Raw genomic sequence first — 23111 nt, 5'->3', positions numbered from 1 at the left:
GCATGCTGCCGGTGGAGGTGGCGCATGGATGTGCTGGCGGGCGACGGTTTCGTGACGACGACGGCCGGGCTGCGACCCGAACTGCTGGCGCACTGCTACCGGATGCTGGGCGCCGTCGACGAGGCCGAGGATGTCGTCCAGGAGACGATGCTGAGGGCCTGGCGGGCGCGGGACCGCTACGACGCCGCCCGGGCCACGCCGCGTACCTGGCTCTACGCGATCGCCACCAACGCCTGCCTGACCGCGCTGGAGGGCCGCCGACGACGACCGCTGCCGACCGGTCTCGGCCCGCCCAGCGAGGACGCGGACGCGCCGCTGACTCCGCGCATGGACGTGCCCTGGCTCCAGCCGCTGCCGGACGCCCGGCTCACCGGCACCGATGACCCCCAGATGGTGGTGCAGCGGCGCAGCAGCCTGCGGTTGGCGCTGGTGGCGGCCCTGCAGCTGCTGCCGCCGCGGCAGCGCGCGGTGCTGATCCTGCGCGACGTGCTGCGGTTCAGCGCCGCCGAGGTGGCGGGGCAGCTGGGCACCTCGGTCGCCGGCGTGAACAGCGCCCTGCAGCGGGCACGCGCCGGGCTGGCCGACACCGGCCTGCGCGACGACGCCGTGCGGGAGGCCGACGATCCCGAGGCACGCGCCACGGTGGACCGGTACGTGCGGGCGTTCGAGGCCGCCGACGTGCCCGCGCTGGTCGACCTGCTCACCGACACGGCGGTGTTGGAGATGCCGCCGGTCCCCCTCTGGTATTCGGGCCGGGCGGCGTACGGCCGGTTCATGTCCCGGGTTTTCGCCCTGCGGGGCCGGGACTGGCGGGTGCTGCCGACGGCGGCGAACGGTCAGCCGACCCTCGCCGCGTACTGTCGGCAGGACGGCCCGGGGTACCGCCTGCATACGGTGCAGGTGCTGACCGTCGTGTCGGCCAGGGTGGCGCACAACGTGGTCTTCCAGGACCCGGCGGTGCTGCGCGCCTTCGCTGTGCCGGCCACGTTGGGCTGAGCGGCGGGCGTCAGGACTCGCCGAAGCGGTCGGAGAGCGCGTAGCGCAGCAGCACCACGTCGCCGATCTGGCGGGCCTCGGCCAGGCGGGCGCGGCGATCCGCGTGCCAGGGGAAGCTTCCCTCGCCGACGAACCGGGGCGCCCGGCGGTCGCCGACGAAGAACGGGGCGACCACCAGGTGCAGCTCGTCGGCGAGGCCGGCCGTGAGGAACTGCGCGTGCACCGTCCCGCCGCCCTCCACCATCAGCCGCCGCACACCCCGCGCCGCCAGGTCGGCGAGGACCCACCCCGGGTCGACCGGCTCGCCCCCGTCCACCACGGTGGCCAGCCGACCGACCCGCTCGCGGGTCTTGTCCAGCACACCGCTGGCGCAGTAGACCAGCCGGTCGGGATCGCCCGCGGTGAAGAACCGGGCGGTCGGATCGAGATCCCCCCGGGCGGTCAGGGTCACCTTGGTGGGCGAGGCGGGCCGCCCGCACGCCACCCGCTCGGCCCGGCGCCCGGCGGAGCGCACCAGCAGGCGCGGATCGTCACGGCGGACCGTGGCGGCGCCGACCAGGATCGCGTCGCAGCTGGCCCGTACCGCGTCGACGCGGTCCAGGTCGTCCTCGTTGGACAGCAGCAGCCGCTGGTCGGAGGCGTCGTCGATGTACCCGTCGAGGGAGGCGGCGCAGCTCAGCAGCACGTACGGCCGGCTGATCATCGGGAGACGGGCCGGTCAGGGGTACGACCCGCCGGCGCCTCCGCCGCCTCGGTCTCCGCCGCCTCGGTCTGCGCCGCCTTGGCGGCCTTCGCCGCGAGGTACTCGGCGTTGGCCGGGGAGAGGAAGACGCTGGTGGGGACGCGTTCGACGACGTCCACGCCGAGCCGGGTCAACTGCTCGGCCTTGTCCGGGTTGCTGCTGAGCAGGCGCACGCGCGGCACGCCGAGGGTGGCCAGCATCTGCGCGGCGGCGCTGTAGTCGCGCTCGTCCTCGCCCCGGCCCAGCGCCACGTTGGCCTGGTAGGTGTCCAGCCCGGCATCCTGCAGGGCGTACGCGTCGAGCTTGGCGTACAGGCCGATGCCCCGGCCCTCCTGGCGCAGGTAGAGCAGGAACCCACCGGTCTCGGCGATCCGCTGCACCGCCTCGCGCAGCTGCGGCCCGCAGTCGCAGCGCTGGCTGCCGAACACGTCACCGGTGAGGCACTCGCTGTGCGGGCGGACCAGCGGCGGCTCGCCACCGGCGGCGAGCCGGTCCAGCGCCCCGGCCCAGTCACCCAGGCCGAGAGCGAGGTGCTCCCGACCGTCGATGAGGCCCTTGAACGTGAACACCCGGACGGTGGTGGTGTAGCCGTCGGGAAACGCCAGCGGCACCGTGACCTGCGTACGGACCGTGGCGACCGGCAGTGCTTCGGGCATGGGACTCCTTTGTCCGGCGCCGCCAACAGGCGACGACGCGTACCGTCTCACCACGACTCAACAGCCGCCGCCGGAGGCAGCTTCCCGAGCGGTGGCGGGATTGCGGGCCCGCCGGGCGAGCAGCACGGCCGCGCCGGGCAGGCTGGCCACCAGCACGAGGGCACCGTAGACGGTGGCGGTGGCGACACCTTCGGCCGCGCTGAGTCCGGCCGCGCCGAACACCCACGCGGCCACTCCCTCGCGGGGTCCGAACCCGGCGACGTTCAGGGGCAGACCCATGGCGAGCAGGGCCAGCAGGGTCAGTGGCAGCAGCCGTGTCAGCGGAGCGTCCGAACCAGCGGTCCGTGCCGCCACCAGGAAGGTGGCCAGGTGCCCGGCGACCATCACGGCGGAGGCGACCAGCACGCCGAGCCAGGTACGCCGGGCCAGCAGCCCGGACCGCACGTCCGCCACGGCGGTGCGTACGCCTCGGGCCCACCGGGACCGGCCGCCGCCGGGCAGGCGCCGCGCCAGCAGCACGACGGCCAGCCCGCCCGCGAGCAGCAGGGCGGCGGTGGCGGGCAGGTACGGCCGCACCGGCGACGGAAACGCCGCCAGGACCACCAGCGCGACACCCACCAGGACCACCTGACCGGCGGTACGCTCCCAGACCACCGCGCGGATGCCCCGGCTGACGTCGCCGGCGTCGCGGCCGTGGCGTACCGCCCGGTGCACGTCCCCGAGCACCCCGCCGGGCAGCGTGGCGTTGAGGAACACCGCCCGGTAGCAGTGCGCCACCGCGGTCGCCAGCGGCAGTCGTACGCCGAGGCCACCGGCGACGAGGCTCCACCGCCAAGCCGCGCAGACCGTGGTGAGCACGCCGATGAGCAGGGCCGCGGCCAGCGCCGGCGCGTTGATCAGCCGTACGCCGGCGAGGAACGGGCCGCCGCCCACCTGCCACAGCAGGGCGGCGAGCAGGCCCACCCCGCCGACCACTCGTGCCCAGGCCCACACCATCGACGCCGGTCCTCCCTGAAGATCGTCCACTCCCTCTAGTGCACGTACCCAGGGCGTCGACGGTTCATCCACCGGCCAGAAGGTCCAGGTGCTCGACCAGCACGCCGAGCCGGCCGGCGGCGGCGTCGGCCAGCCGGCGCTGGGCGTACGCCCCGGTTGCGCTCGCCAGTTCCGGGCGTTGCTCGCAGGCCGCGCCCAGCCAGCCGCGGAACCACTCGGCGGCCAGGTCGGCCTGCTCCGGGCCGAGCCGCCACGGGCTGGGCCGCTCCCGCGCCGGCACGCCCCGCCGGGCGAACGCGGCGGCGGTGGCGTCGGCGGCGTCCGGGCCGAGCAGCCGGCGGCCGTCGACCGTACGCCGCTGATGCTCGTTGAACGCCTTTTCGACGGCGGCGTCGAGCGGGTCGGCCGGGGTGAGCCGGACCCGGCCGGTCACCGATATCGCGAACAGGGCGGGGCGGCCGGCGTCGACGCAGGCGGCCACCACCCGTTCGACCTCCTCGGCGGTCAGCATGTCCAGCAGCGCGGACGCGGTGACCAGCGCGCCGTCGGACAGGTCGGCGGCGCTCAGCCGGGTCAGGTCGCCGCAGCGGGTGTCGACGGTGACCGGCGCTCCGTCGGCGGCGGTCACCCCGGCCATGCCGTCGGCGGCCCGGGCCAGCAGGTCGGCGTCCCGGTCGTGCAGCACCCAGTGCTGCGGCCCGGTCAGCCGGGCCGCGAGCCAGCGGCTCATCGAGCCGGTGCCGCTGCCCAGGTCGTGGATCAGGATCGGGTCGTGGCCGGTCAGCCGGGGCCGGACGGCGTCCACCAGGTCCTCGGCGCGGGCCGCCGCGTCGGCCGGCTCGCGCAGACGCAGCCAGTCGGCGAACGGCAGGGTCTCCTCGACGGTCATTCCGCCACCTCCTCCAGCACGGCGGCCAGGCGCGCGGTCGTCACCGGCCAGTCGGTCAGGGTGTCGCGCCGGGCGAGCGCGGCGTGCCGCAGCCGGGCCCGCAGCTCGTCGTCACCCCACCACCGGCTCAGCGCGTCGGCCAGGGCGGCCGGGTCGTCCGGCGGGACCAGCAGCCCCGGCAGGTCACCGTCGGGGGCGCGGCCCAGCGCCTCGGGCAGGCCCCCCACCTCGGTGGCCAGCACCGGCACGCCGCGGGCCAGCGCCTCGGTGACGACCATCCCGTACGTCTCGCCCCGCGACGGCAGCACCAGCAGGTCGGCGGCGGCGTACGCGGCGTCGAGCGCCGGGCCGGTCAGCGGGCCCGCCAGCCGGACCCGTTCCGACAGGCCGGCGCCGGCGAGCCGGTCGCGGAGTCGGTGCACCAGTTCGGGTTCCCGGGTCAGCGTGCCGGCGCAGACCAGCGTCCAGGGCATCTCGGCCAGCACGCACAGGGCGTCGACCAGCACGTCGTGGCCCTTGTGGCGGGTGACCGCGGCGACGCAGAGGAGTCGGTGGCCGGCTGCCGAGCCGGGGGCCGCCGGCGGTGCGGGCGTCACCCCCGGCGGCGCGACCCGGACGCGGTCGGCCGGCAACCGGTGGTGGGCCAGCAGGCGACGGCGGGTCCACTCGCTGGTGGCGACGACGGCTCGCGCGGTGGCCAGCGCCCGGCCCTCGGCCTCGTCGTCAAGCGGCATGTGCACCAGGAGGACGAGGCGCAACCGTGTCGCGTGCGGGGCGAGCAGGTCCGGCACCGTCGAGGCGATCAGGCCGTCGACGAGCACCACGGCGTCGTCCGGCGCGGTGGCGAGCAGCCGGGCCAGCGCCGCGAGCGCCGCCGGGTCGGGGTGCGGCCACGCTCCGGGCACCGAATGCTCGTGCACCACCCAACCGCGCTCGCCGAGCCCGGCGCAGACCCGCCGGTCGTACGTGTTGCCGCCGCTGGGCGCTGCCGGGTCGTCGATGTCGCCGGGCAGGACGACGTGCACCGTACGGCGGTGCGGGCCGACGACCCCGGCGGCGTGGGCCGGCGTCGGCTGGCCCGCGTCGATCACAGCGACCGCTCGTAGCTGGCCCAGGCGACGTGTGACTCGTGCAGGGTGACGGTGATGCCGGCCAGCTCACGCGCCCCGGCGCCCAGCTCACCGGCGTGCACCCGCTCGGCCAGGCGGTCGGCGACGGTACGGGCCAGCACCTCGGTGGTGGTGTTCATCCCGGCGAACGCGGGCTCGTCGTCGAGGTTGCGGTAGGACAGCTCGCCGACCACGGCGCGCAGCTGCTCGGTGGCCAGCCCGATGTCGACGACGATGCCGTCGGCGTCCAGGTCGGGCCGGCGGAACGTCGCGTCCACCACGAACGTCGCCCCGTGCAGGCGCTGGGCCGGGCCGAACACCTCGCCCCGGAAACTGTGGGCGATCATCATGTGATCCCGAACGGTCACGCTGAACACGGTCACTCCCCGTCGTCGTAGCTGATGAGGTGGCAGAGCGCGGGCAGGTCACCCGTGCTCAGTTGGGCGAGTACGTCGGGCAGTTCGGTGAACCGGGACGCGCCGGTGATCAGCGCGTCGAAGGCCGGGTCGTCGAGCAGGTCCAGGGCCAGCGCCAGCCGATCGGCGTAGCTGCGGCGGCCCCGCCGCGCGGGCGCGACCATGCCGACCTGGCTGCTGCGCACGGTGAGCCGTCGGGAGTGGAACGCCCCGCCCAGCGACACCTGCACCGGGCGGTCGCCGTACCAGCTCAGCTCGATCACCGTGCCCTCGGGCGCGAGCAGGTCCAGCGCCTGTTGCAGCCCGGCGGACGTGGCGCTGGCGTGCACGACCAGGTCCCGGTCGCCGGTCGCGTCGCCCGGCCGGGCGAACCGCACACCGAGCGCCCCGGCTACCCCGACCCGGCGCGCGTCGGTGTCGATCAGCTCGACGTCCACACCGGGGAAACGCGCCAGTAGCGCTGCGACGCAGCAGCCCACCATGCCCGCGCCGACCACGCTGACCCGGTCGCCGACCAGGGGCGCGGCGTCCCACAGGGCGTTCACGGCGGTCTCCACCGTGCCGGCGAGCACGGCGCGGGCGGGCGGCACGTCGTCCGGCACCGGCACCACTGCCGTCGCCGGCACGACGTACGCGCTCTGGTGCGGGTGCAGGCAGAACACCGTACGCCCGAGCAGCTCCGGCGGGCCCTCTTCGACCACGCCGACGCTGAGGTAGCCGTACTTCACCGGGCCGGGGAAGTCACCCTCCTGGAACGGGGCGCGCATCGCCGCGTACTGGTCGGCGGGCACCCGGCCGGCGAACACCAGCGTCTCGGTGCCCCGGCTGACCCCGGAGTAGCGGGCTCGCACCAGCACCTCGTCCGGCCCCGGGACGGGCAGCGACACCGGCCGGATCTCCGCCGCGCCGGGCTCGCGCACCCAGCAGGCGTACGCCTCGCGGATCACCCTCGCACACCTCACCTTTTGTCCCGGTCGAACCGAACGGCCCTGATTTCCGTGTTCCCTGTCGGGGTCGTCGATCATAAACACGGAGGTACGGTGCCCACAGTTCGAAGCGGTCCGGTGATCGGGCTGAGCGCGCAGTTGGTCGTGCTGGCGGCGCTGGCCGCCACCGTGGGTCTGAGCACGGCGGGCTGGCTGGCCGGGGCCGGCTACGCGGCGCTCACCTGCCTCGCGTTGAGCCGGGGCCTGCACCTGTCCGGCGCGTCGCGGCTCGGCCCCGCCGACCGGGTGACGCTGGCCCGGGCCGTCCTGGTCGGCGCGGTCACCGCGCTGGTGGTGGACTCGTTCGGCCACCCGACGCCGGTGGGGCTGCTGGTCGCGCTGAGCACGGTGGCCCTGCTGCTGGACGCGGTGGACGGTCAGGTCGCCCGGCGCACCGGCACGGTCAGCGCGCTCGGGGCCCGCTTCGACATGGAGGTCGACGCGTTCCTCATCCTGGTTCTCAGCGTGTACGTCGCCCCGGCGGCCGGGAGCTGGGTGCTGGCCATCGGCGCGATGCGGTACGTCTTCGTCGCGGCCAGCGCCGTGCTGCCCTGGCTGCGCGGCGCGTTGCCGCCGCGCTACTGGCGCAAGGTGGTGGCCGCCGCGCAGGGCGTGTTGTTGACGGTCGCCGCCGCGCGGGTGCTGCCGGAGCCGTGGACCACAGTGGTCCTGGTGACGGCGTTGGCGCTGCTGGTCGAGTCGTTCGGCCGTGACGTGGCCTGGCTGTGGCGTCGCCGCCCGGCACCTCGACGGGCTGACCCGCTGCCGGTCCCCGGCCCGGCCGGCGCGGCGATCACCGCCCTGCCCGCCGCTCCGATCGCACCGCCCGCCGCGCCGGCGGCGGTGCCCCTGCTGCCGCTGGGCGGGCACCCACCCGTCGTCGTACCGCCGCTGCTGCCGGTGCCCACGCCCGCGCTGGCGGCCCGCTCGGGCGGTACGGTCCACTCCGACTGGAGGCCCTGATGACCCTTCCCGCCCGGCTACGCCGGCTGACCGGCCGGCAACGTCCGCGCCCCGCGTCGACCGGTGACGCTTCGGCGCGTATCCCCGCGGTGTCGCCCGTGCCACGCGGCCGTGCGCGGCGGGCGCTGGGGTGGGTGGGCACGGTGCTGGCGGTTCTGCTGGTGTACGCCGTGCTGGTCGGCCCGGACCGGCTCGGCGAGCTGACGCCCGGCGCGTTTGTGCGGATCCCGCTGGAGGGTCTGCTGGTCGCCGCGCTGCTGCTGGCGCTGCCGCCGCGGCCGCGGCGGGTGGTGGTGGCCGTGGTCGGGCCGCTGCTGGGCTTGCTGGCCATCGTGAAGCTCGCCGACCTGGGGTTTCGCACGGCCCTCGACCGGCCGTTCGATCTGGTGCTGGACTGGCTGCTGCTGGACGACGCGTTCGGTTTCGTGCGGGACTCGGCGGGGCGGGCCGGGGCGGTCGGCGCGGTGGTCGGCGTCGTGCTGCTGGTCGGTGTGCTGCTGCTGGTGGCGACCGTGGCGTTGCGGCGGCTGGCGGCGCTGCTGGTCGGCCACGAGCGGGTGGCGAGCCGGGCGGTGGCCGCGCTGACGGTCGCCTGGGTCCTCTGCGCCGTCGTCGGCGTGCGGATCGTCCCGGGCCTGCCGGTGGCCGACGCTGGAACCACCGCCCTGGTCGGCGCGCACGCCGAGCAGGTGGACGCGCGGCTGCACGACCGGGAACGGTTCACCGCCCAGATCGACGCCGACCCGTTCCAGGGTGTCCCGGGTGACCAGCTGCTGACCGGGCTGCGCGGCAAGGACGTCGTCCTCGCCTTCGTGGAGAGCTACGGGCGCGACGCCGTCGAGGACCCGCAGTTGGCGCCGCAGGTCAACGCTGTGCTGGACACCGGCACCGAGCGGCTGCGCGCGGCCGGGTACGCCGCGCGCAGCGGCTTCCTCACCTCCCCCACGTTCGGCGGGGGCAGCTGGTTGGCGCACGACACGCTGCTGTCCGGTCTGTGGACGGACAACGAGCAGCGGCACCGCGGCCTGCTGGCCAGCGACCGGCTCACCCTCAACGGCGCGTTCCGCCGGGCGGGCTGGCAGACCGTCGGGGTGCTCCCGGCGGCCACCCAGCCGTGGCCGGAGCAGGGTTTCTTCTCCTACGACCGCTACTACGACGCCGAGGCGCTCGGCTACCGGGGCCCGAAGTTCAGCTACGCGCCGATGCCCGACCAGTACACGCTGTCGTTCTTCCAGCGGCGGGTCCGCGCCGGTGCGGACCGTCCGATCATGGCGGAGATCCCGCTGATCTCCAGCCACTCGCCGTGGACGGCGGTGCCCCGCATGATCGGCTGGGACGAGGTGGGCGACGGTTCGATCTACCACAGTGACGCTGGCGCGAAGGACGACGGCGACGCCGACGACCGGGACACCGGCCGGATCCGGGCCGGCTACCGGCAGGCCGTCGCCTACTCACTCCAGGCGCTGATCTCCTACGTCCAGACCTACGGTGACGACGATCTGGTGCTGGTCTTTCTCGGCGACCACCAGCCGGCCCCGGTGGTTACCGGCGAGGGCGCCAGCCGGGACGTGCCGATCACCATCGTCGCGCGGGACCCGGCCGTGCTGGACCGGGTCGCCGGTTGGGGCTGGCAGGACGGCCTGCGGCCCGGCCCGCAGGCGCCGGTGTGGCCGATGGACACCTTCCGCGACCGGTTCCTGACCACCTTCGGGCCGTCGACGTCACCCCTCGCCGCCCCGCGCTGAGCACCGGCCAGCAGGCCAGCTCGCCCGGCTACCCCCGGTCGGTGGTGACGGGGCGGGCGCGGACGTGCAGCCGCTCCCCCTGCGGCCCGAAGAGGCTGAGCGCCTCGGCGGTGCCGGGGCCGGGATTCAGGATGAGGTGCGGGACGCGGGTGTCGAACTCGGCCACCTCCCCGGGCGTCAGGATGAGGTCGCGGTCACCGAGCAGCAGGCGCAGCCGGCCGGAGAGCACGTAGAGCCACTCGTACCCCTCGTGGACCTGTGGGGTCCGTCCCCCGGCGGACGGGTCCGGCGGGAAGATCTGCTTGAACGCTTGGAGGCCGCCCGGTCGGCGGGTCAGCGGCAGGTGCGTCACGCCGTGCCTGACGATCGGCGTGGGGCGTACGCGGGGGTCGCCGGTAGTCGGGGCGTCCACCAGCTCGTCCAGCGCCACCTGGTACGCCCGCGCCAGCGGGAGCAGCAGCTCCAGGGTGGGCCGACGGGTGCCGGACTCCAGCCGGGACAGGGTGCTCACCGAGATGCCGGTCAGCTCGGCGAGCTGGGTCAGCGTGATGCCGCGCTGGTGGCGCAGGGCACGCAGCCGGGGACCGACGGCCGCCAGCGCGGCGCTGTCCTCGTTTGCCATAACGGCAAGGATACTTGCCACTCGGGTTGCGGCGACGGATGGTGGGCTCAGCCGACAAGTAGGGGGACATTCCGGTGGACGAGACATACGACGTGGTGGTGGTGGGCGGCGGCGCGGCCGGGCTCAGCGGGGCCCTGGCGCTGAGCCGGGCCCGGCGGTCGGTGCTGGTGATCGACTCCGGCGAGCCGCGTAACGCGCCGGCCGACCACGTGCACAACTACCTGGGCCGCGAGGGGACGCCGCCGGGCGAGCTGCTCGCGGCCGGACGCGCCGAGGTGGCCGGGTACGGCGGGCAGTTCCGCGCCGGCCGGGTCCAGACCGCCACCCGCGACGACGACGGCTTCCGGCTCACCCTCGACGACGGGAACTCGGTGCGGGCCCGCCGCCTGCTGGTGGCCACCGGGCTCACCGACGAGCTGCCCGACGTGCCCGGGGTGGCGCAGCGGTGGGGCCGTGACGTGCTGCACTGCCCGTACTGCCACGGCTGGGAGGTGCGGGACCGGCGGGTCGGCGTGCTGGCGACCGGGCCGATGTCCGTGCACCAGGCCGAGATGTGGCGGCAGTGGACCTCCGACGTGCTGCTCCTGCTGCACGACGCCCCGACCCCGAACGAGGAGACGGCCGAGCGGCTGGCCGCCCGGGGCATCGCGGTGGTGCCCGGCCCGGTCGCCGCGCTGGAGGTGAGCGGGGACGCGCTGAGCGGAGTACGGCTCGCCGACGGCCGGGTGGTGGCGCTCGACGTGGTCGTGGTCACGACCCGCACGGCGCCCCGCGCCGACCTGCTGGTGGGGCTGGGCCTGGCCCCGGAGGAGGTGACGATGGGTGGGCACGTGATCGGCACCCAGATCCCGGCCGACGCGACCGGGGCGACGACCGTGCCGGGTGTCTGGGTGGCCGGTAACGTGGCCGACCTGCGTGGCCAGGTCATCACGTCCGCCGCCGCCGGCCTCACCGCCGCGGCGGCGATCAACGCCGACCTCATCGCCGAGGACACCCGCGACGCGGTGACCGCGTACCGGCAGTTGGTGGCCACCACCTTCGAGGAGCCGGCGTGGGAGGAGCGGTACCAGGCCAAGCCGGCCGTCTGGAGTGGGCGCCCGAACCCACAACTGGTCGCCGAGGCCGCCGATCTGGCCCCGGGGCGGGCGCTGGACGTGGGCAGCGGCGAGGGCGCCGACGCGGTGTGGCTGGCCGAGCGCGGCTGGCGGGTGACCGCGGTGGACATCTCGACCACCGCGCTGACCCGGGCCGCCGAGCACGCCGAGACCGCCGGGGTAGGTGACCGGATCGAGTTCACGCACGCCGACCTGCGCGACAAGCCGCCCGCCGAGGAGGCGTACGACCTGGTGTCGGCGCAGTTCATGCACCTGCCGCCGACGCAGCGGCGGGAGTTGTTCGCCCGGCTGGCCGACGCGGTGGCCCCGGGCGGCCTGCTGCTGATCGTCGGGCACCACCCGTCGGACCTGTGGACGCCGGGGCACCGGATGCACATGCCCGACATGATGTACACCGCCGAGGACGTGGCCGCCTCGCTGGACCCGACCCGGTGGGACGTGCTCGTCACCGACACCCGCCCACGTCCCGGGCCGCACGACGTCGTCCACCACGACGCGGTCCTGCTGGCTCGCCGCCGCTGAACCGGCCGATCGTGGAGTCGTGGTGCATGACAAGAGCCGCGGATCAGGGCCTTTTGGGCACCGCGGCTCCACGATCGACCACGGTGTGGCGCGGAGGCGGGACGGGCCTTCGCACACCGGTGGGCTCGGCGGTAGCGTTGCGCCACACTCACGGCCCGCAGGGGCGGTTGACCGCCGGCCCTGACGCCCCCGATCGTACGGAGGATGGTGCATGTCCATCGGCGCTGAGCCGCTCGCAGCACGCGACGACGCGGCCTCGCGGCCAACCTTCGAGCTCGCCCTGCGCGGCTACGACAAACGCCAGGTGGACCGGCACCTGGAGCAGCTCGACGGCCAGATCGCGATGCTCAGCGGCGAGCACGGACGTTCCGCGGTGCGGGTTCGTGAGCTGACCGCCGAGGTGCAGCGGCTGCGCGCCGAGCTGTCCGAGCTGCACGAGCAGCCGGTGCAGGTGGACCGCGCCTCGTTCCAGGATCTGGGCCCGATGGTCGGCGAGATCCTGACCCTCGCCGAGAAGCAGGCCGCCCTCATCACCGAGTCGGCCAGCGACCGGGCCAACGAGCTGCGCACCGAGGCCGAGCGGATCCTCGCCGACACCCGCGAGCGGGCCGCGCAGGCACGCCAGGACCTGTCGGAGGAGCTGGCCGCGCGGCGCACCGAGCAGGAACAGGCGTACGAGGAGCGGCGCGCCGCGGCCGAGGCCGAGCTGACCGCGATCCGGGAGCGCGCCGAGCAGTTGCGCGCCGACGGCGAGGCCGCGCACGAGCGCGCCCAGCACGAGGCGAAGCGCATCACCGAGCAGAGCGCGCAGCAGCTCAACCAGACCCGGGTCGCCGCCGATGCCCTCATGAAGTCGGCCCGCACCCAGATCCAGCAGGAGGTTCAGGCCGCCCGGGCCAAGAACCAGCAGGAGATGGCCCAGTGGCAGGCCGGGGTGGAGCGCGAGGTCGCCGAGCGGCGCAGCGCCGCCGAGCAGGAGATCGCCGAGTTGCAGGCCGCCGCGGAGGAGGAGCTGGCCGAGCAGCGCAGCTCCACCGAGCAGCAGATCGCCGCGCTGCTGGCCGAGGCGCAGCAGCACGTGACCGAGCTGCGTAACCGGGCCGACGAGCAGGCAGCCAGCCACCAGGAGCAGCTGACCGCGCTCCAGCAGGAGATCGAGGAGCGCCGGCAGGAGTCGGCCCAGCTGCACGCTGAGCTGGCAACCGCCCAGCAGCAGCTCGCGGAGGTACGCCAGGAGGGCGAGACCCTGGAGAACGAGCTGTCCCGCGTCCAGCAGCGGTTGGGCGAGGTGCGCCGGGACCTGACCGCCGAGGCGGCCCGGCTGGACGAGGCCCGACGGGCCGGGGATTCCGCCGAGCGGCACGCCAAGGAGGTCCGCGCCCGGGTGCAGCGCGAGGCGAAGCGGGTGGCCGACCTGGCCGCCGCCGCCGTGATGGCCGCCGCGGCCGGCGGCACGGAGACCGCCGAGTACCCGATGGTCGGTCCCCGGTCGAACCCGTCCCGCGCAGGTGTCGACCTGCTCCCCGTGGACCGGCCCGCGAGCGACCGCGCCGACGCCGACCGGACCGACGCCGACGACACCCGGGCCGACCAAGCCCGGGTCGAGGTCGAGCATGCGGAGGTCACGCACGCCGATGCCACGCACGCCGGTGGTGAGCACGCCGATGCTGAGCACGCCGGTGGTGAGCACGCCCATGCTGAGCACGCCGAGGCCGAGCACGCCGGTGGTGACCATGCCGACGGCGAGCGCCCGGGTGGGGCGCCCGTGCGGTACCCGGTGGAGCCGGCCGACCGGACGGCCACGTCGGGGATGCCGACCAACGACGCCGAGCGGATCTTCACGCGGCCCGAGACCCCGACGCCCGTACCGTTCCTGGCCTTCGGGCAGCCGGTCAGCGACAACGGCACCGCCCGGCACTGACCTCGCCGGTGGCTGACCCGGGGCCCCGCGCGGATGCGCGCGGGGCCCGGGGTCACGGTTGGGCGCGGCCAGGCCGGCCCGTCGACGACGGCGGCTTACACCGAATCTGCGCGCCGTGTTCGCGGTACGCCCACAATCCGGTGTTCGGATGGGCCGATGAGCCAGCTCACGAGCGCGACGCCCACCGCCTCCGACCAGATCGCGTACCTGGACACGGCAGCGGCCACTTTGGTCGGGCGCGACTACAAGAGGCGTGCCCTCGACGCCCTCGACCTGCGGCCGGGGCACGCCGTGGTGGACATCGGCTGCGGCCCGGGACCGATCTCGGGCGGCTGGCCGACGCGGTCCAGGCCGGCGGCCGGGTTGTCGGAGTCGACCGTGACGCGCGGATGCTCGCGGAGGCCGGCCGGCGGCTGGCCGACCGGGAGACGATCGAGCTGCGCGCGGGCGACGCGCACACGCTTCCGCTGGACGACAGCAGCATGGACCGGGCCAGGATGGACCGGGTCCTCATGCACGTCGAGGATCCCGCGACGGTGCTGACGGAGGGTCGTCGGGTGCTGCGCCTGGGCGGTGTGCTCGCGATGGCCGAGCCGGACTGGGACACCCTGGCGGTCGCGGACGAGGACGTGCGGACGAGCCGCGGCTTCGCCCGCTTCGTCGCGGGGCGTGTGCGGAACCCGACGATCGGACGGGAGCTGGTTCGGCTGTCGGTGCAGGTGGGCCTGCGGGTGAGATCGGTCGAGGCGGTCGCCGTCGTCTTCCGGGACTTCGACACGGCGGACCGGATTCTGGGGCTGCGGCGCAATTCGGCCCGCGCCGTGGCGGCCGGCGAGCTCACCGACGCGGACGTTCAGCCGTGGCTGCGGCGTCTCACCGACGGTCCCCTGCTGGCGGGTTTCACCCTGTACCTGGTCACGGCCGAAGCCTGACGCCGCGCGGCGGGCCGGTCCCGACTCGGCGTCGCCCCCGTCGTCGGGCGCGACGTACCCGGGGCGATTCTGCACCGAACCTTCCCGAACGTCCCGTCGCTGCTGGCAGGCTGGGTTGGCCGACGCGCACCGAGGGCCGCCGGCCCGACCGGCGACCCGACAGCGCCTCGCGGCCGAGAGGAGCGCCCGTGACCGACCAACCGGAGGACTTCGACCTGCTCGTCGTGGGCGGCGGCAAGGCCGGCAAGACGCTGAGCATGGACGTTGCCCGGTCCGGCCGTCGAGTGGCGATGGTGGAGCGCGGCATGATCGGTGGTAGCTGCATCAACGTCGCGTGCATCCCCACGAAGGCGCTGGTGACGAGCGCGCGGGCGGCCCGCCAGCTGCGCCACGCCGCCGCGCTCGGCGTCGTGGTCGAGGGCGGCCGGGTCGACGTGGACCTGCTGCGGGCGCACAAGCAGGACGTCGTCGATCAGATGGTCGCCGCCAACCGGCAGCAGTTCCTCGACTCGGGTCTGCACCTGGTGATCGGTCAGGCCCGGTTCGTGGCCGCGCGGACCGTGCGGGTGTCACTGGCCGACGGCGGCGAACGACTGCTGCGCGGCGACGACGTGGTCATCAACACGGGCACCCGGCCGTACCTGCCGTCCGTACCCGGGATGGCCGAGGCCGGGGTGCTGACCAGCGACGATCTGCTGCGCCTGAACCGGTTGCCGGCACGACTGGTGGTGCTCGGCGGCGGCACCGTCGGGGTGGAGTTCGCGCAGATGTTCGCGTCGTTCGGCAGCGCGGTGACGGTGATCGAGGGCGGTCCTCAGCTGTTGACCCGTGAGGACCCCGACATCGGCGACGCGATGATGCGGGTCTTCCTCGACGACGGCATCGACGTACGCGTCGGGGTGACGGTCGCCCGGGTCGACCGCGACGCCGACGGTACGGTCCGGATCACGCTCGACGACGGCAGCGTGGTGACCGGCGACGACGTGCTCGTGGCGGCCGGCCGGGCGCCGGTCACCGACGGGCTCGGGCTGGACGCGGCCGGTGTCCGACTCGACGACCGTGGCTTCGTGCTTGTCGACGAGTACCTGCGCACCAGCGCCGAGCGGACATGGGCCGCCGGGGACGTCGCGGGCAGCCCACAGTTCACCCACGCCTCGCTCGACGACTATCGGATCATCCGGGCGAACCTGGCCGGTGAGCAGCGCAGCACGGCGGGCCGACTCATCCCGTACACCGTCTTCACCACCCCGGAGCTGGCGCGGGTCGGTCTCGGCGAGAGCGACGCGCGACGCGCCGGGTACGACGTCCAGGTGGCCCAGCTGCCCGTCGCCGCGATCCCCCGGGCCCGCACCCTGCGCCAGACGCAGGGCATGTGGAAGGCGGTGATCGACGCCCGCACCGACCAGATCCTGGGCGCGGCGCTGCTCGGCGCGGAAGCGGGCGAGGTGATCACCTCGGTGCAGTTGGCCATGCTCGTCGGCATGCCGTGGACCGCGCTGCGAGACGCGATCATCACGCATCCGACCATGGCCGAGGGCCTCAACCTGCTCTTCGCGTCGCTGAAGTCCCGCCCGGTGCGCTGACCCGGCGTCAGCGGTGGGCGGCGACCTCGGCGCGTACCCGCTCCTGGAAGGCACGCGCCTGGGCGCCCGTGGGCGGTGGCCCACCGTGCCGCGCGGCGATCGCCCGGCGGATCACCTCGGCCGGGTCGCCGGTGTCGACGAGACGCCGGCCGGCGGCCACCTTGGACAGCCACTCACCGTCGCGGTGGCGCACCAGCGAGCGGCAGGCGCCGAGCACCGCGTCCTCCGCGCCGGGCGCGGGCCGGTCGCCCGGTGGCGTCGGCAGGGCCAGCCACCAGGTCAGCGCCTCGATCAGCAGGCGGCTCAGGTCGGCCGGGGTGAGGTCGCCGAAGACCTCCGCCGCCGGCGGCCCGAGCAGCGCCACCCCGCTCTGGTGCAGGATGCTGCGGTCCAGCCCGTACCAGAAGCGGCCGTCGGCGCTCGGGCGGTCCGCCGGGTCGAGGGTGCGGCGGAACGGCATCGCGGGCCCGGTGTTCAGCTCGACCTCGAAGCCGGGCTCGGGGCTGCCGGCCGCGGCCACGGCCCGCTGGTACACGACCAGTTCCAGCCCGCGCGCCGGGCAGGGCAGCTCCTCGTGGCGCAGCCGTGCCACCAGCGTCCGCTTGACGGCCTCGGTCAGCGCACCGGCGCAGACCAGCGCCACGTCCACGTCGCTCCGGCCGGCCTGGTACGCGCCGAGCCCCACCGAACCGGCCGCGTACGCGCCGACGAGATCGCCGCCGAGCACGTCCCGGGCGGTGTCCACGAGGTCGTCGAGGTAGCGCCGAAGATCAGAGTCCACGCCCCATCCTCACCCGTGGACGCGGGCGCGTCGGCACCGGGCCGGCGGCCCTAACCGGCGTAGAGCAGCAGCAGGCCGGCGACGGTGTACGCGACCATCAGCGCGAGCAGCGGGACCTGACCGGCCACCGCCCGCGCCCGGGGAAACAGATACAGGGCACGGTCGTGGGCGAGCAGCGTGCCGAGCAGGTGCCCGACGATGATGACGGTGATCTGGAGGTTGGCCACCCCGGACGGGGTGACCAGCCCGGTGTGCGGCTGCCAACCCGCCGTGCCGAACCAGTCCGCCCCGGTGTCGCGAGGGTCGGACAGCAGGGCGACGGTGCGCTGACCCTCCAGGATCAGCAGCGAGTAGTAGTGCGCCACCACGTAGCCCACCGCGATCGGCACGATCGAGTGCGCGAGTTCGCTCGGCACCCGCGCCGGCTCCGCGCCACCCGCCGGAACCGCATCGTCGGCCGGCTCCGCGGCGCTTGGCGGTCTGGCACGGCCGACGCGGGCGGCGGCGCCGGTGGCGAGGAGGTACGCCACGGCGACGACGCCGATGACCACGATCAGTCCGGCGCTGCCGGTGACCGCCGGGGGCAGGCCGTTCTCCTGGGAGAAGCGCAGCCACGCCGGCGCGTTGGAGAGGCTGTCGAACATGGTCGAGCCGAGCAGCACGATCACCACGGCGACGAGCCCGGGACGGGGCCGCAGCCCGGCGATCCCGTCGAGCGGGTTGCGCCACACGAGCACGCCGTCGGCGGCCCTGCCGATCGGGGCGAGCTGGCCGACGAGCGCGCTGTAGACCTCGAACGGGTCGGCCCGGTCGAACCAGCCCGCGCCGAAGAGCGTGGCGCCGCCCAGCATGACCACGGCGTACCCGGCCAGCCACGCGGTGATGACCGGCAGGGTGGCCCGGTCCGGCGCGACCAGCTCCAGCCAGACGAACCCGAACAGGGTGAGCGCGGCCGGCCAGAGGCCCAGGCCGGCAGGCAGCTCCCGGACGCCGCGCGCCGGCTCGCGCCGCGCCGCCAGGGCGACGAGCAGGTGCACGGTACGCAGCGGGTTGACCGCCCGCCAGACCGGACCGAACAGCAGCGAGACGGGTACCAGCCCGACCCAGAGGAGCACGTAGAGCGCGCCGGCCGTCGGATTGTCCGGGGTGTCCGGCCCGCCGAGCAGGCCCACGCAGAACCAGCCGGCGGCGAGCAGTCCCAGTCCGCGCAGCGCCCACCGGAACGCGGGGGCGTCGACGAGGCCGGCCAGCCGGTCGGGTACCGGTCGGCCACCGGCGGCGTCCCGGTCGAGGCGTGGCTCGCGCCAGAGCAGGCCCAGGGCGAGGAACGTGACGACCAGGGTCAGGGCGGCGGCGACGACGAGTTCGGGCAGTGTGATCGGCAGGTCCTGGCGGCCGCCGACGCCGTGCGCCAGCAGCGCGGGAGCGGCGGACATTCCGCTCAGCGGACGACGAGCTGGAACAGCACCAGCTCGCTCTCGTGCGTCTCCACCTCGAACAGCCCGGTCTTCTCGGCCCGGAACTCCACCGAGCCGGGCGTGCCGGCTGGCAGTCGGGCGCCCAGGTCGTAGCCGTGCACGTGCAGTTCGTCGTCGGCGTCCGAGGTGACCGTGATCCGGACGAGTTGGCCCTTGGCCACGGTCACCCGGCCGGTGGGCGGGCTGATCCGTCGTTTGGCGATGGTCACGGTGATCTCCCGGTCGACCGCGGGCGTACTGGCGGTGGCGGCGGGAGTGGGACTGTCCGCCGAGGCCGGCGCGGAGGCGGTCGGTGCGGCGGCCGACGTGGCCGGCGTCGAGGGGGCGGCCACGGACGGGTCGTCGTCCTGCCCGCAGCCGGCGGTGAGCAGGGCGCTGAGCAGACCGGTGACGAGGAGGGTGGTGGGGACGGCGGCGCGGCGGGCACCGGGGGCGCGGACGAGCACGGGCGGACTCCGAACGACGCGGGGGGCGGGGTGTCGAGCTGATCGTCGGAGGGTGAACTCTACGTCTTGTTCGGCGGTGGGGAAATGACCATGATGAACGAATGCGATCGAGGCTGGTCACTGTCTGTCACGTTGTGTGCCGTACCGTCGCCGTGCTGGCGGCGCTGCTGGTGGTGTCGCTGGCGCTGCCCGCCGCCCCGGCGTCGGCGCACGGGCAGTTGGCGACCTCCACGCCGCTGACCGGCACCGTCGTCCGCAAGCCCCTGGCCCAGGTCGGGTTGTACTTCACCGAGAAGCCGGCCGCCAACGCGCACTTCACCCTCACCGGCCCGAACGGGTCACGGGTGGACAGCGGCTGGTCGTACGGCGAGCCGAAGCGGCTGGACAAGCCGGTCCAGGAGTACTTCATGGTCAACGGCGTCTTCGAGCCGCGGCTGTACCACACCGGCTTCCCCGCCATGGTGACCGTCGCCCACTGGCCGGCGAAGGGCCGCTACACCGCCAGCTACCTCACGGTCGCCTCGGACGGCGAAGCGGTGCGGGGCACCGTCACCTTCGACTACCAGGGCCCGAGCACGGCCGCCCCGGCCGGCTGGACGGCACCGACGAACGGTCCCGAGCCCGCCCTCCTCGCCCAGGCCGAGGGCACCCCCTCGGCCTCCGCCGTGCCGGCGGCGACACTCCCTGCGGACGCCACCCCCGCGGCCGCGCCACCGGCGTCCCCACCGGAGGGAGGGCTTCCGCCCTGGGTGGCGCCCGCCGCCGTCGTGGTGGTCGTCGGCACGATCATCGTGGTGGCGGCCCGCCGCCGGCCGGCGCCGTCCGGCGGCACCACCCGCCCGCGCGGCGCAGCGCCTCGGCCACGGGGCGCGGCCTCGCGTCCGCGCGGTGGAACGGACCGCCGGCCCGCTCGTCGCGGCCGCCGCTGAGGCGCACCGACGTGACGCCCCGGGCCGGGGCGCGGTCCGCTTTCTGTCCAGCAACGACCATCGGCGGCCGGGTGTACCGCCCGGAGCACCCCACCCCCTGACCGGGACCTGAAACGCCGTACGGCGCTGGCGCATTTCCGACATCCAGGGACCAGTGCCGCGATCTTTCGCACGAACATCGGGAACTTTTGATGTATCGATGCAAAGGCATGGACAGCCCTATCGAAACCCCTTAATGTCTCGACCCATCAACCCGGTGTTTCCGGAGCGTCACTCGTCGGCGTCGAGGACGTTACGGACCGGGCCGGCGGCCACCGCCTCACCATCTCTGCACGCCGGCCGTCGGTCATTCCTATCCTCTGTGGAGGAACGATGGGCACACCGCTGCTGCGCCGATTCCGCAGTCCCGTCCTGGGCGCGCTCGCGCTCGTCCTCGCGGTCGGCTTCTGGGCCGACCCGGCCGACGCCGCCCCCGAGCAGGAACCGGGCGTCACTCTGCGCGTCTACGACGTCCAGGTGCCGCTCTCCGAAATCTGCACGCTCAAGCCCGCGCAGACCCCGAACGTGGACAAGCTGATGTCCACGATCAACTGGACGTCGCCGGCCGACTTCGGCTTCGACGACAACTTCGTCTCGCAGGTGCTCGGCAACATCACGATCACCCAGGCCGGGAGCTACACCTTCCGGCTCAGCAGCGACGACGGGTCCAAGCTGACGATCGACAACACCATCGTGATCAACCACGACGGCCTGCACGGCGCCACCCCACCCAAGGAGGGCGCCGTCACCCTCGCCGCCGGGCTGCACCCACTGCGCATCGACCACTTCGAGCGCGCCGGTGGCCAGCAGATCACGCTGGAGTGGCGGACGCCCGGCTCGTCGTCCTTCGTGGTCGTACCGACCTCGGCGCTGAGCACCGACGCCGGAGTCGTACGGGTGACCGCACCGGGGCGCAAGGAGTGCGAGGGCGTCACCGACTCCCCTGGCGACGGGTTGCCGCTCACCGGCGTGCACCCCGGCTACACGCTCACGAACCTGCGACCCTCGGGCTTCCAGCCGAAGGTCACCGGGATGGACTGGCTGGCCGACGGCCGGCTGGTCATCAGCACCTGGGGTGGCAGCGACCAGTCCGGCACCTCCCAGGACGGCGAGGTGTACATCATGGGCAACACCGGCGGCGCGACCGGTCCCGGGTCGGTGACCACCAAGAAGATCGCCGGCGGCCTCAAGGAGCCGATGGGGCTCAAGGTCGTCGACGGCGTGGTCTACGTGTCGGAGAAGCAGCGGCTCACCCGGCTCGTGGACACCACCGGAGACGAGGTGGCCGACCGCCTCGACACCGTCGCCACCTGGCCGTACGGCGGCAAGTTCCACGAGTTCGCGTTCGGTCTGCTCTACCAGGACGGTTCCTTCTACGTGAACCTGTCGGTGTCGATCGACTACGGCGGCGCGACCACGGTGCCGCAGCCCGCCGCCAACCGGGGAACCACCATCAAGGTCAACAAGGACACCGGTGCGGTCAGCTACATCGCCGGCGGCCTGCGGACGCCGCACGGCATCGGCTGGGGCCCGGAGGGCGGCATCTTCGTCACCGACAACCAGGGCGGCTGGCTGCCGTCGTCGAAGCTGGTGCACATCAAGCAGGGTCGCTTCTTCAACCACTACATGACCCCGGCGGGCCCGTTCGACGCCAACCCGGTCACCCCGCCGGTGCTCTGGATGCCGCAGAACGAGATCGCCAACTCCCCCAGCACGCCGCTCTACCTCACCACCGGGCGCTACGCCGGGCAGTTCGTGATCGGTGACGTCACCTACGGCGGCCTCCAGCGCGCGTCGGTGGAGAAGGTCAACGGCGAGTACCAGGGTGCGCTGTTCCGGCTCACCCAGGGTCTGGAGGCGGGCGTCTCCGAGGTCAACCTCGGTCCGGACGGCGCGATCTACGTCGGCGGGCTCGGCGCGGGCGGCAACTGGGGGCAGACCGGCAAGCTGACGTACGGGTTGCAGAAGCTCACCCCGAACAGCACCAGCACCTTCGAGATGCTGGCCATGCGGGCCACCACCGCCGGTTTCGAGGTGGAGTACACCCAGCCGGTCTCGGCGGAGACCGCCGCCAACCTGGCCGCCCACTACAAGGTCAAGCAGTGGCGGTACGAGCCGACGTCCAACTACGGCGGCCCGAAGATCGACGAGGAGACGTTGACCGTCAGCGGGGCCACCCTCTCGGCGGACGGCAGGAAGGTCAGCCTGACCGTCGACGGCCGCAAGGCCGGCCGGGTGGTCTACCTGCGGTCACCGCGCCCGTTCACCTCCACCAGCGGGCAGTCGTTGTGGAGCACCGAGGCGTGGTACACGCTCAACGCCATCCCGGGCGTCACCCCGCCGAGCGGCGGGACCAACCTGGCGCTCAACAAGCCGGCCACCGCGGACAGCTCCTGCTCGACGACCGAGGGGCCGGCCAAGGCCGTCAACGGCAGCGTCACCGGCGGAAACAGCGACAAGTGGTGCTCGAAGGGCACGTCGAAGTACCTCCAGGTGGACCTGGGGGGCAGCTACGCGGTGAACCGGGTGGTGGTCAAGCATGCCGGCGCCGGTGGTGAGGACACCGCCTGGAACACCCGGGACTTCACGATCGCGTCCAGCCCCGACGGCACGAGCTGGACCACCCGGGCCACGGTGACCGGCAACACGGCGAGCACCACGACGCACGACCTCACCGCGCCCGGTGCCCGTTACGTCCGGTTGGCCGTCACCACGCCGACCAGCACCAGCGACACCGCGGCGCGCATCTACGAGTTGGAGGTGTACGGCAGCGCCGCCAGCGGCGCGGGCAGCATCACCGGCATCGGCGGCAAGTGCCTGGACGTGGACAACGCCGGTACCGCCGACGGCACCAAGGTACAGTTGTGGACCTGCAACGGCACGGGCGCGCAGTCGTGGAGCCGGTCCGGCGACACGTACCGGGCGCTGGGCAAGTGCCTCGACGTGGACAACGCCGGCACCGCCGACGGCACCAAGGTGCAGTTGTGGACCTGCAACGGCACCGGCTCGCAGGTGTGGCAACCGCAGTCCGACGGGTCGATCCGCAACCCGCAGTCGGGCAAGGTGTTGCAGGCCGCCGGGGGCGGCACCGCCGACGGCACCCAGATCCAGATCGGCACGTACGTCGGTGGCGCACACCAGAAGTGGGTGGTCACCGCCGGCTGACACCCGTCGGGGCGCGGTCTGGCCGGCCGGTCAGACCGCGCTCCGCGCCGACCGTCGGTCGGCCAGCCCGACGGGACACG

Annotated in this window: 20 protein-coding genes; 9 read left to right on the top strand and 11 right to left on the bottom strand. The window is 74.2% G+C overall.

The features are described from left to right. The first annotated feature begins 24 nt into the window (after positions 1-24). Entirely contained in the window at positions 25-996 is a 972-nt protein-coding gene (locus ACFYPR_RS21685; RefSeq protein ID WP_387262016.1) for an RNA polymerase subunit sigma-70, read from the top strand. Positions 997-1006: 10 nt separating this feature from the next. On the opposite strand, the gene ACFYPR_RS21680 is transcribed toward ACFYPR_RS21685, so the two are convergent. From ACFYPR_RS21680 to ACFYPR_RS21650, 7 genes are all read right to left on the bottom strand, one after another. After that, a complete protein-coding gene (locus tag ACFYPR_RS21680; protein WP_355069204.1) occupies positions 1007-1699 on the bottom strand; it encodes a dihydrofolate reductase family protein in 693 nt (230 codons plus the stop codon). Further along, positions 1696-2394 (bottom strand): GTP cyclohydrolase II, encoded by a 699-nt coding sequence (ribA, locus tag ACFYPR_RS21675; RefSeq protein ID WP_387262012.1) that lies wholly within the window; start codon positions 2392-2394, stop codon positions 1696-1698. The genes ACFYPR_RS21680 and ribA overlap by 4 nt, the downstream gene beginning before the upstream one ends. 57 nt (positions 2395-2451) lie before the next feature. Next, entirely contained in the window at positions 2452-3390 is a 939-nt protein-coding gene (locus ACFYPR_RS21670; protein WP_363939998.1) for a lysylphosphatidylglycerol synthase transmembrane domain-containing protein, read from the bottom strand. A gap of 64 nt (positions 3391-3454) precedes the next feature. Then, the gene (locus tag ACFYPR_RS21665; protein WP_387262009.1) at positions 3455-4279 is read right to left on the bottom strand and encodes a class I SAM-dependent methyltransferase; all 825 of its coding nucleotides are present in this window, start codon (positions 4277-4279) and stop codon (positions 3455-3457) included. Further along, a complete protein-coding gene (locus tag ACFYPR_RS21660) occupies positions 4276-5304 on the bottom strand; it encodes a glycosyltransferase family 4 protein (protein ID WP_354860866.1) in 1029 nt (342 codons plus the stop codon). Before ACFYPR_RS21660 ends, ACFYPR_RS21665 begins: the two co-directional genes overlap by 4 nt. 62 nt (positions 5305-5366) lie before the next feature. Beyond that, positions 5367-5765 (bottom strand): 6-carboxytetrahydropterin synthase, encoded by a 399-nt coding sequence (locus tag ACFYPR_RS21655; RefSeq protein WP_354860845.1) that lies wholly within the window; start codon positions 5763-5765, stop codon positions 5367-5369. Positions 5766-5767: 2 nt separating this feature from the next. After that, entirely contained in the window at positions 5768-6751 is a 984-nt protein-coding gene (locus ACFYPR_RS21650; RefSeq protein WP_354860844.1) for an NAD(P)-binding protein, read from the bottom strand. Between the two features lie 93 nt (positions 6752-6844). On the opposite strand from ACFYPR_RS21650, the gene ACFYPR_RS21645 reads away from it, so the two are divergent. After that, positions 6845-7753 carry a CDP-alcohol phosphatidyltransferase family protein gene (locus ACFYPR_RS21645; protein WP_387262006.1) on the top strand — a complete coding sequence of 303 codons (909 nt, stop codon included), beginning with the start codon at positions 6845-6847 and terminating at the stop codon, positions 7751-7753. Next, positions 7753-9498 (top strand): sulfatase-like hydrolase/transferase, encoded by a 1746-nt coding sequence (locus tag ACFYPR_RS21640; protein ID WP_387262003.1) that lies wholly within the window; start codon positions 7753-7755, stop codon positions 9496-9498. Before ACFYPR_RS21645 ends, ACFYPR_RS21640 begins: the two co-directional genes overlap by 1 nt. A 28-nt stretch (positions 9499-9526) precedes the next feature. Here the strand turns inward: ACFYPR_RS21640 and ACFYPR_RS21635 are convergent, their stop codons facing one another. Continuing rightward, positions 9527-10120 (bottom strand): helix-turn-helix domain-containing protein, encoded by a 594-nt coding sequence (locus ACFYPR_RS21635; RefSeq protein ID WP_387262000.1) that lies wholly within the window; start codon positions 10118-10120, stop codon positions 9527-9529. A 74-nt stretch (positions 10121-10194) separates the two neighbouring features. On the opposite strand from ACFYPR_RS21635, the gene ACFYPR_RS21630 reads away from it, so the two are divergent. The 4 genes from ACFYPR_RS21630 to ACFYPR_RS21615 all read left to right on the top strand — a co-directional run bounded on the left by ACFYPR_RS21630 (position 10195) and on the right by ACFYPR_RS21615 (position 16193). Then, positions 10195-11757, top strand: a complete 1563-nt coding sequence (locus tag ACFYPR_RS21630) for an FAD-dependent oxidoreductase (RefSeq protein ID WP_387261998.1) — start codon at positions 10195-10197, stop codon at positions 11755-11757. A gap of 211 nt (positions 11758-11968) precedes the next feature. Next, a complete protein-coding gene (locus tag ACFYPR_RS21625) occupies positions 11969-13678 on the top strand; it encodes a hypothetical protein (protein WP_387261995.1) in 1710 nt (569 codons plus the stop codon). An 8-nt stretch (positions 13679-13686) separates the two neighbouring features. Beyond that, entirely contained in the window at positions 13687-14610 is a 924-nt protein-coding gene (locus ACFYPR_RS21620) for a methyltransferase domain-containing protein (RefSeq protein ID WP_387261992.1), read from the top strand. A gap of 188 nt (positions 14611-14798) precedes the next feature. Next, positions 14799-16193 carry a dihydrolipoyl dehydrogenase family protein gene (locus tag ACFYPR_RS21615; protein WP_387261989.1) on the top strand — a complete coding sequence of 465 codons (1395 nt, stop codon included), beginning with the start codon at positions 14799-14801 and terminating at the stop codon, positions 16191-16193. Positions 16194-16200: 7 nt separating this feature from the next. Here ACFYPR_RS21615 and ACFYPR_RS21610 read toward each other — a convergent pair whose 3' ends face one another. Genes ACFYPR_RS21610 through ACFYPR_RS21600 form a run of 3 tightly spaced genes read right to left on the bottom strand, consistent with a single transcriptional unit; the run spans position 16201 to position 18898 of the window. After that, a complete protein-coding gene (locus ACFYPR_RS21610; RefSeq protein ID WP_387261986.1) occupies positions 16201-16974 on the bottom strand; it encodes a nucleotidyltransferase domain-containing protein in 774 nt (257 codons plus the stop codon). Between the two features lie 50 nt (positions 16975-17024). Beyond that, the gene (locus tag ACFYPR_RS21605; RefSeq protein ID WP_387261984.1) at positions 17025-18410 is read right to left on the bottom strand and encodes a hypothetical protein; all 1386 of its coding nucleotides are present in this window, start codon (positions 18408-18410) and stop codon (positions 17025-17027) included. Positions 18411-18415: 5 nt separating this feature from the next. After that, positions 18416-18898, bottom strand: a complete 483-nt coding sequence (locus ACFYPR_RS21600; protein WP_387261981.1) for a hypothetical protein — start codon at positions 18896-18898, stop codon at positions 18416-18418. Positions 18899-18999: 101 nt separating this feature from the next. On the opposite strand from ACFYPR_RS21600, the gene ACFYPR_RS21595 reads away from it, so the two are divergent. Further along, positions 19000-19827, top strand: coding sequence for a copper resistance protein CopC (locus ACFYPR_RS21595; RefSeq protein ID WP_387261978.1), 828 nt, complete (start codon positions 19000-19002; stop codon positions 19825-19827). Positions 19828-20199: 372 nt separating this feature from the next. Next, on the top strand, positions 20200-23031 hold the full coding sequence (locus ACFYPR_RS21590; protein WP_387261976.1) for a ricin-type beta-trefoil lectin domain protein: 2832 nt from the start codon (positions 20200-20202) through the stop codon (positions 23029-23031). Positions 23032-23111 lie beyond the last annotated feature (80 nt).

This window comes from Micromonospora sp. NPDC005254 (genome assembly GCF_042872525.1).
Classification (GTDB): Bacteria; Actinomycetota; Actinomycetes; order Mycobacteriales; family Micromonosporaceae; genus Micromonospora.
The sequence above is the reverse complement of the archived record's forward strand: the minus strand, read 5'-3'. Positions and strand labels throughout refer to the sequence as shown.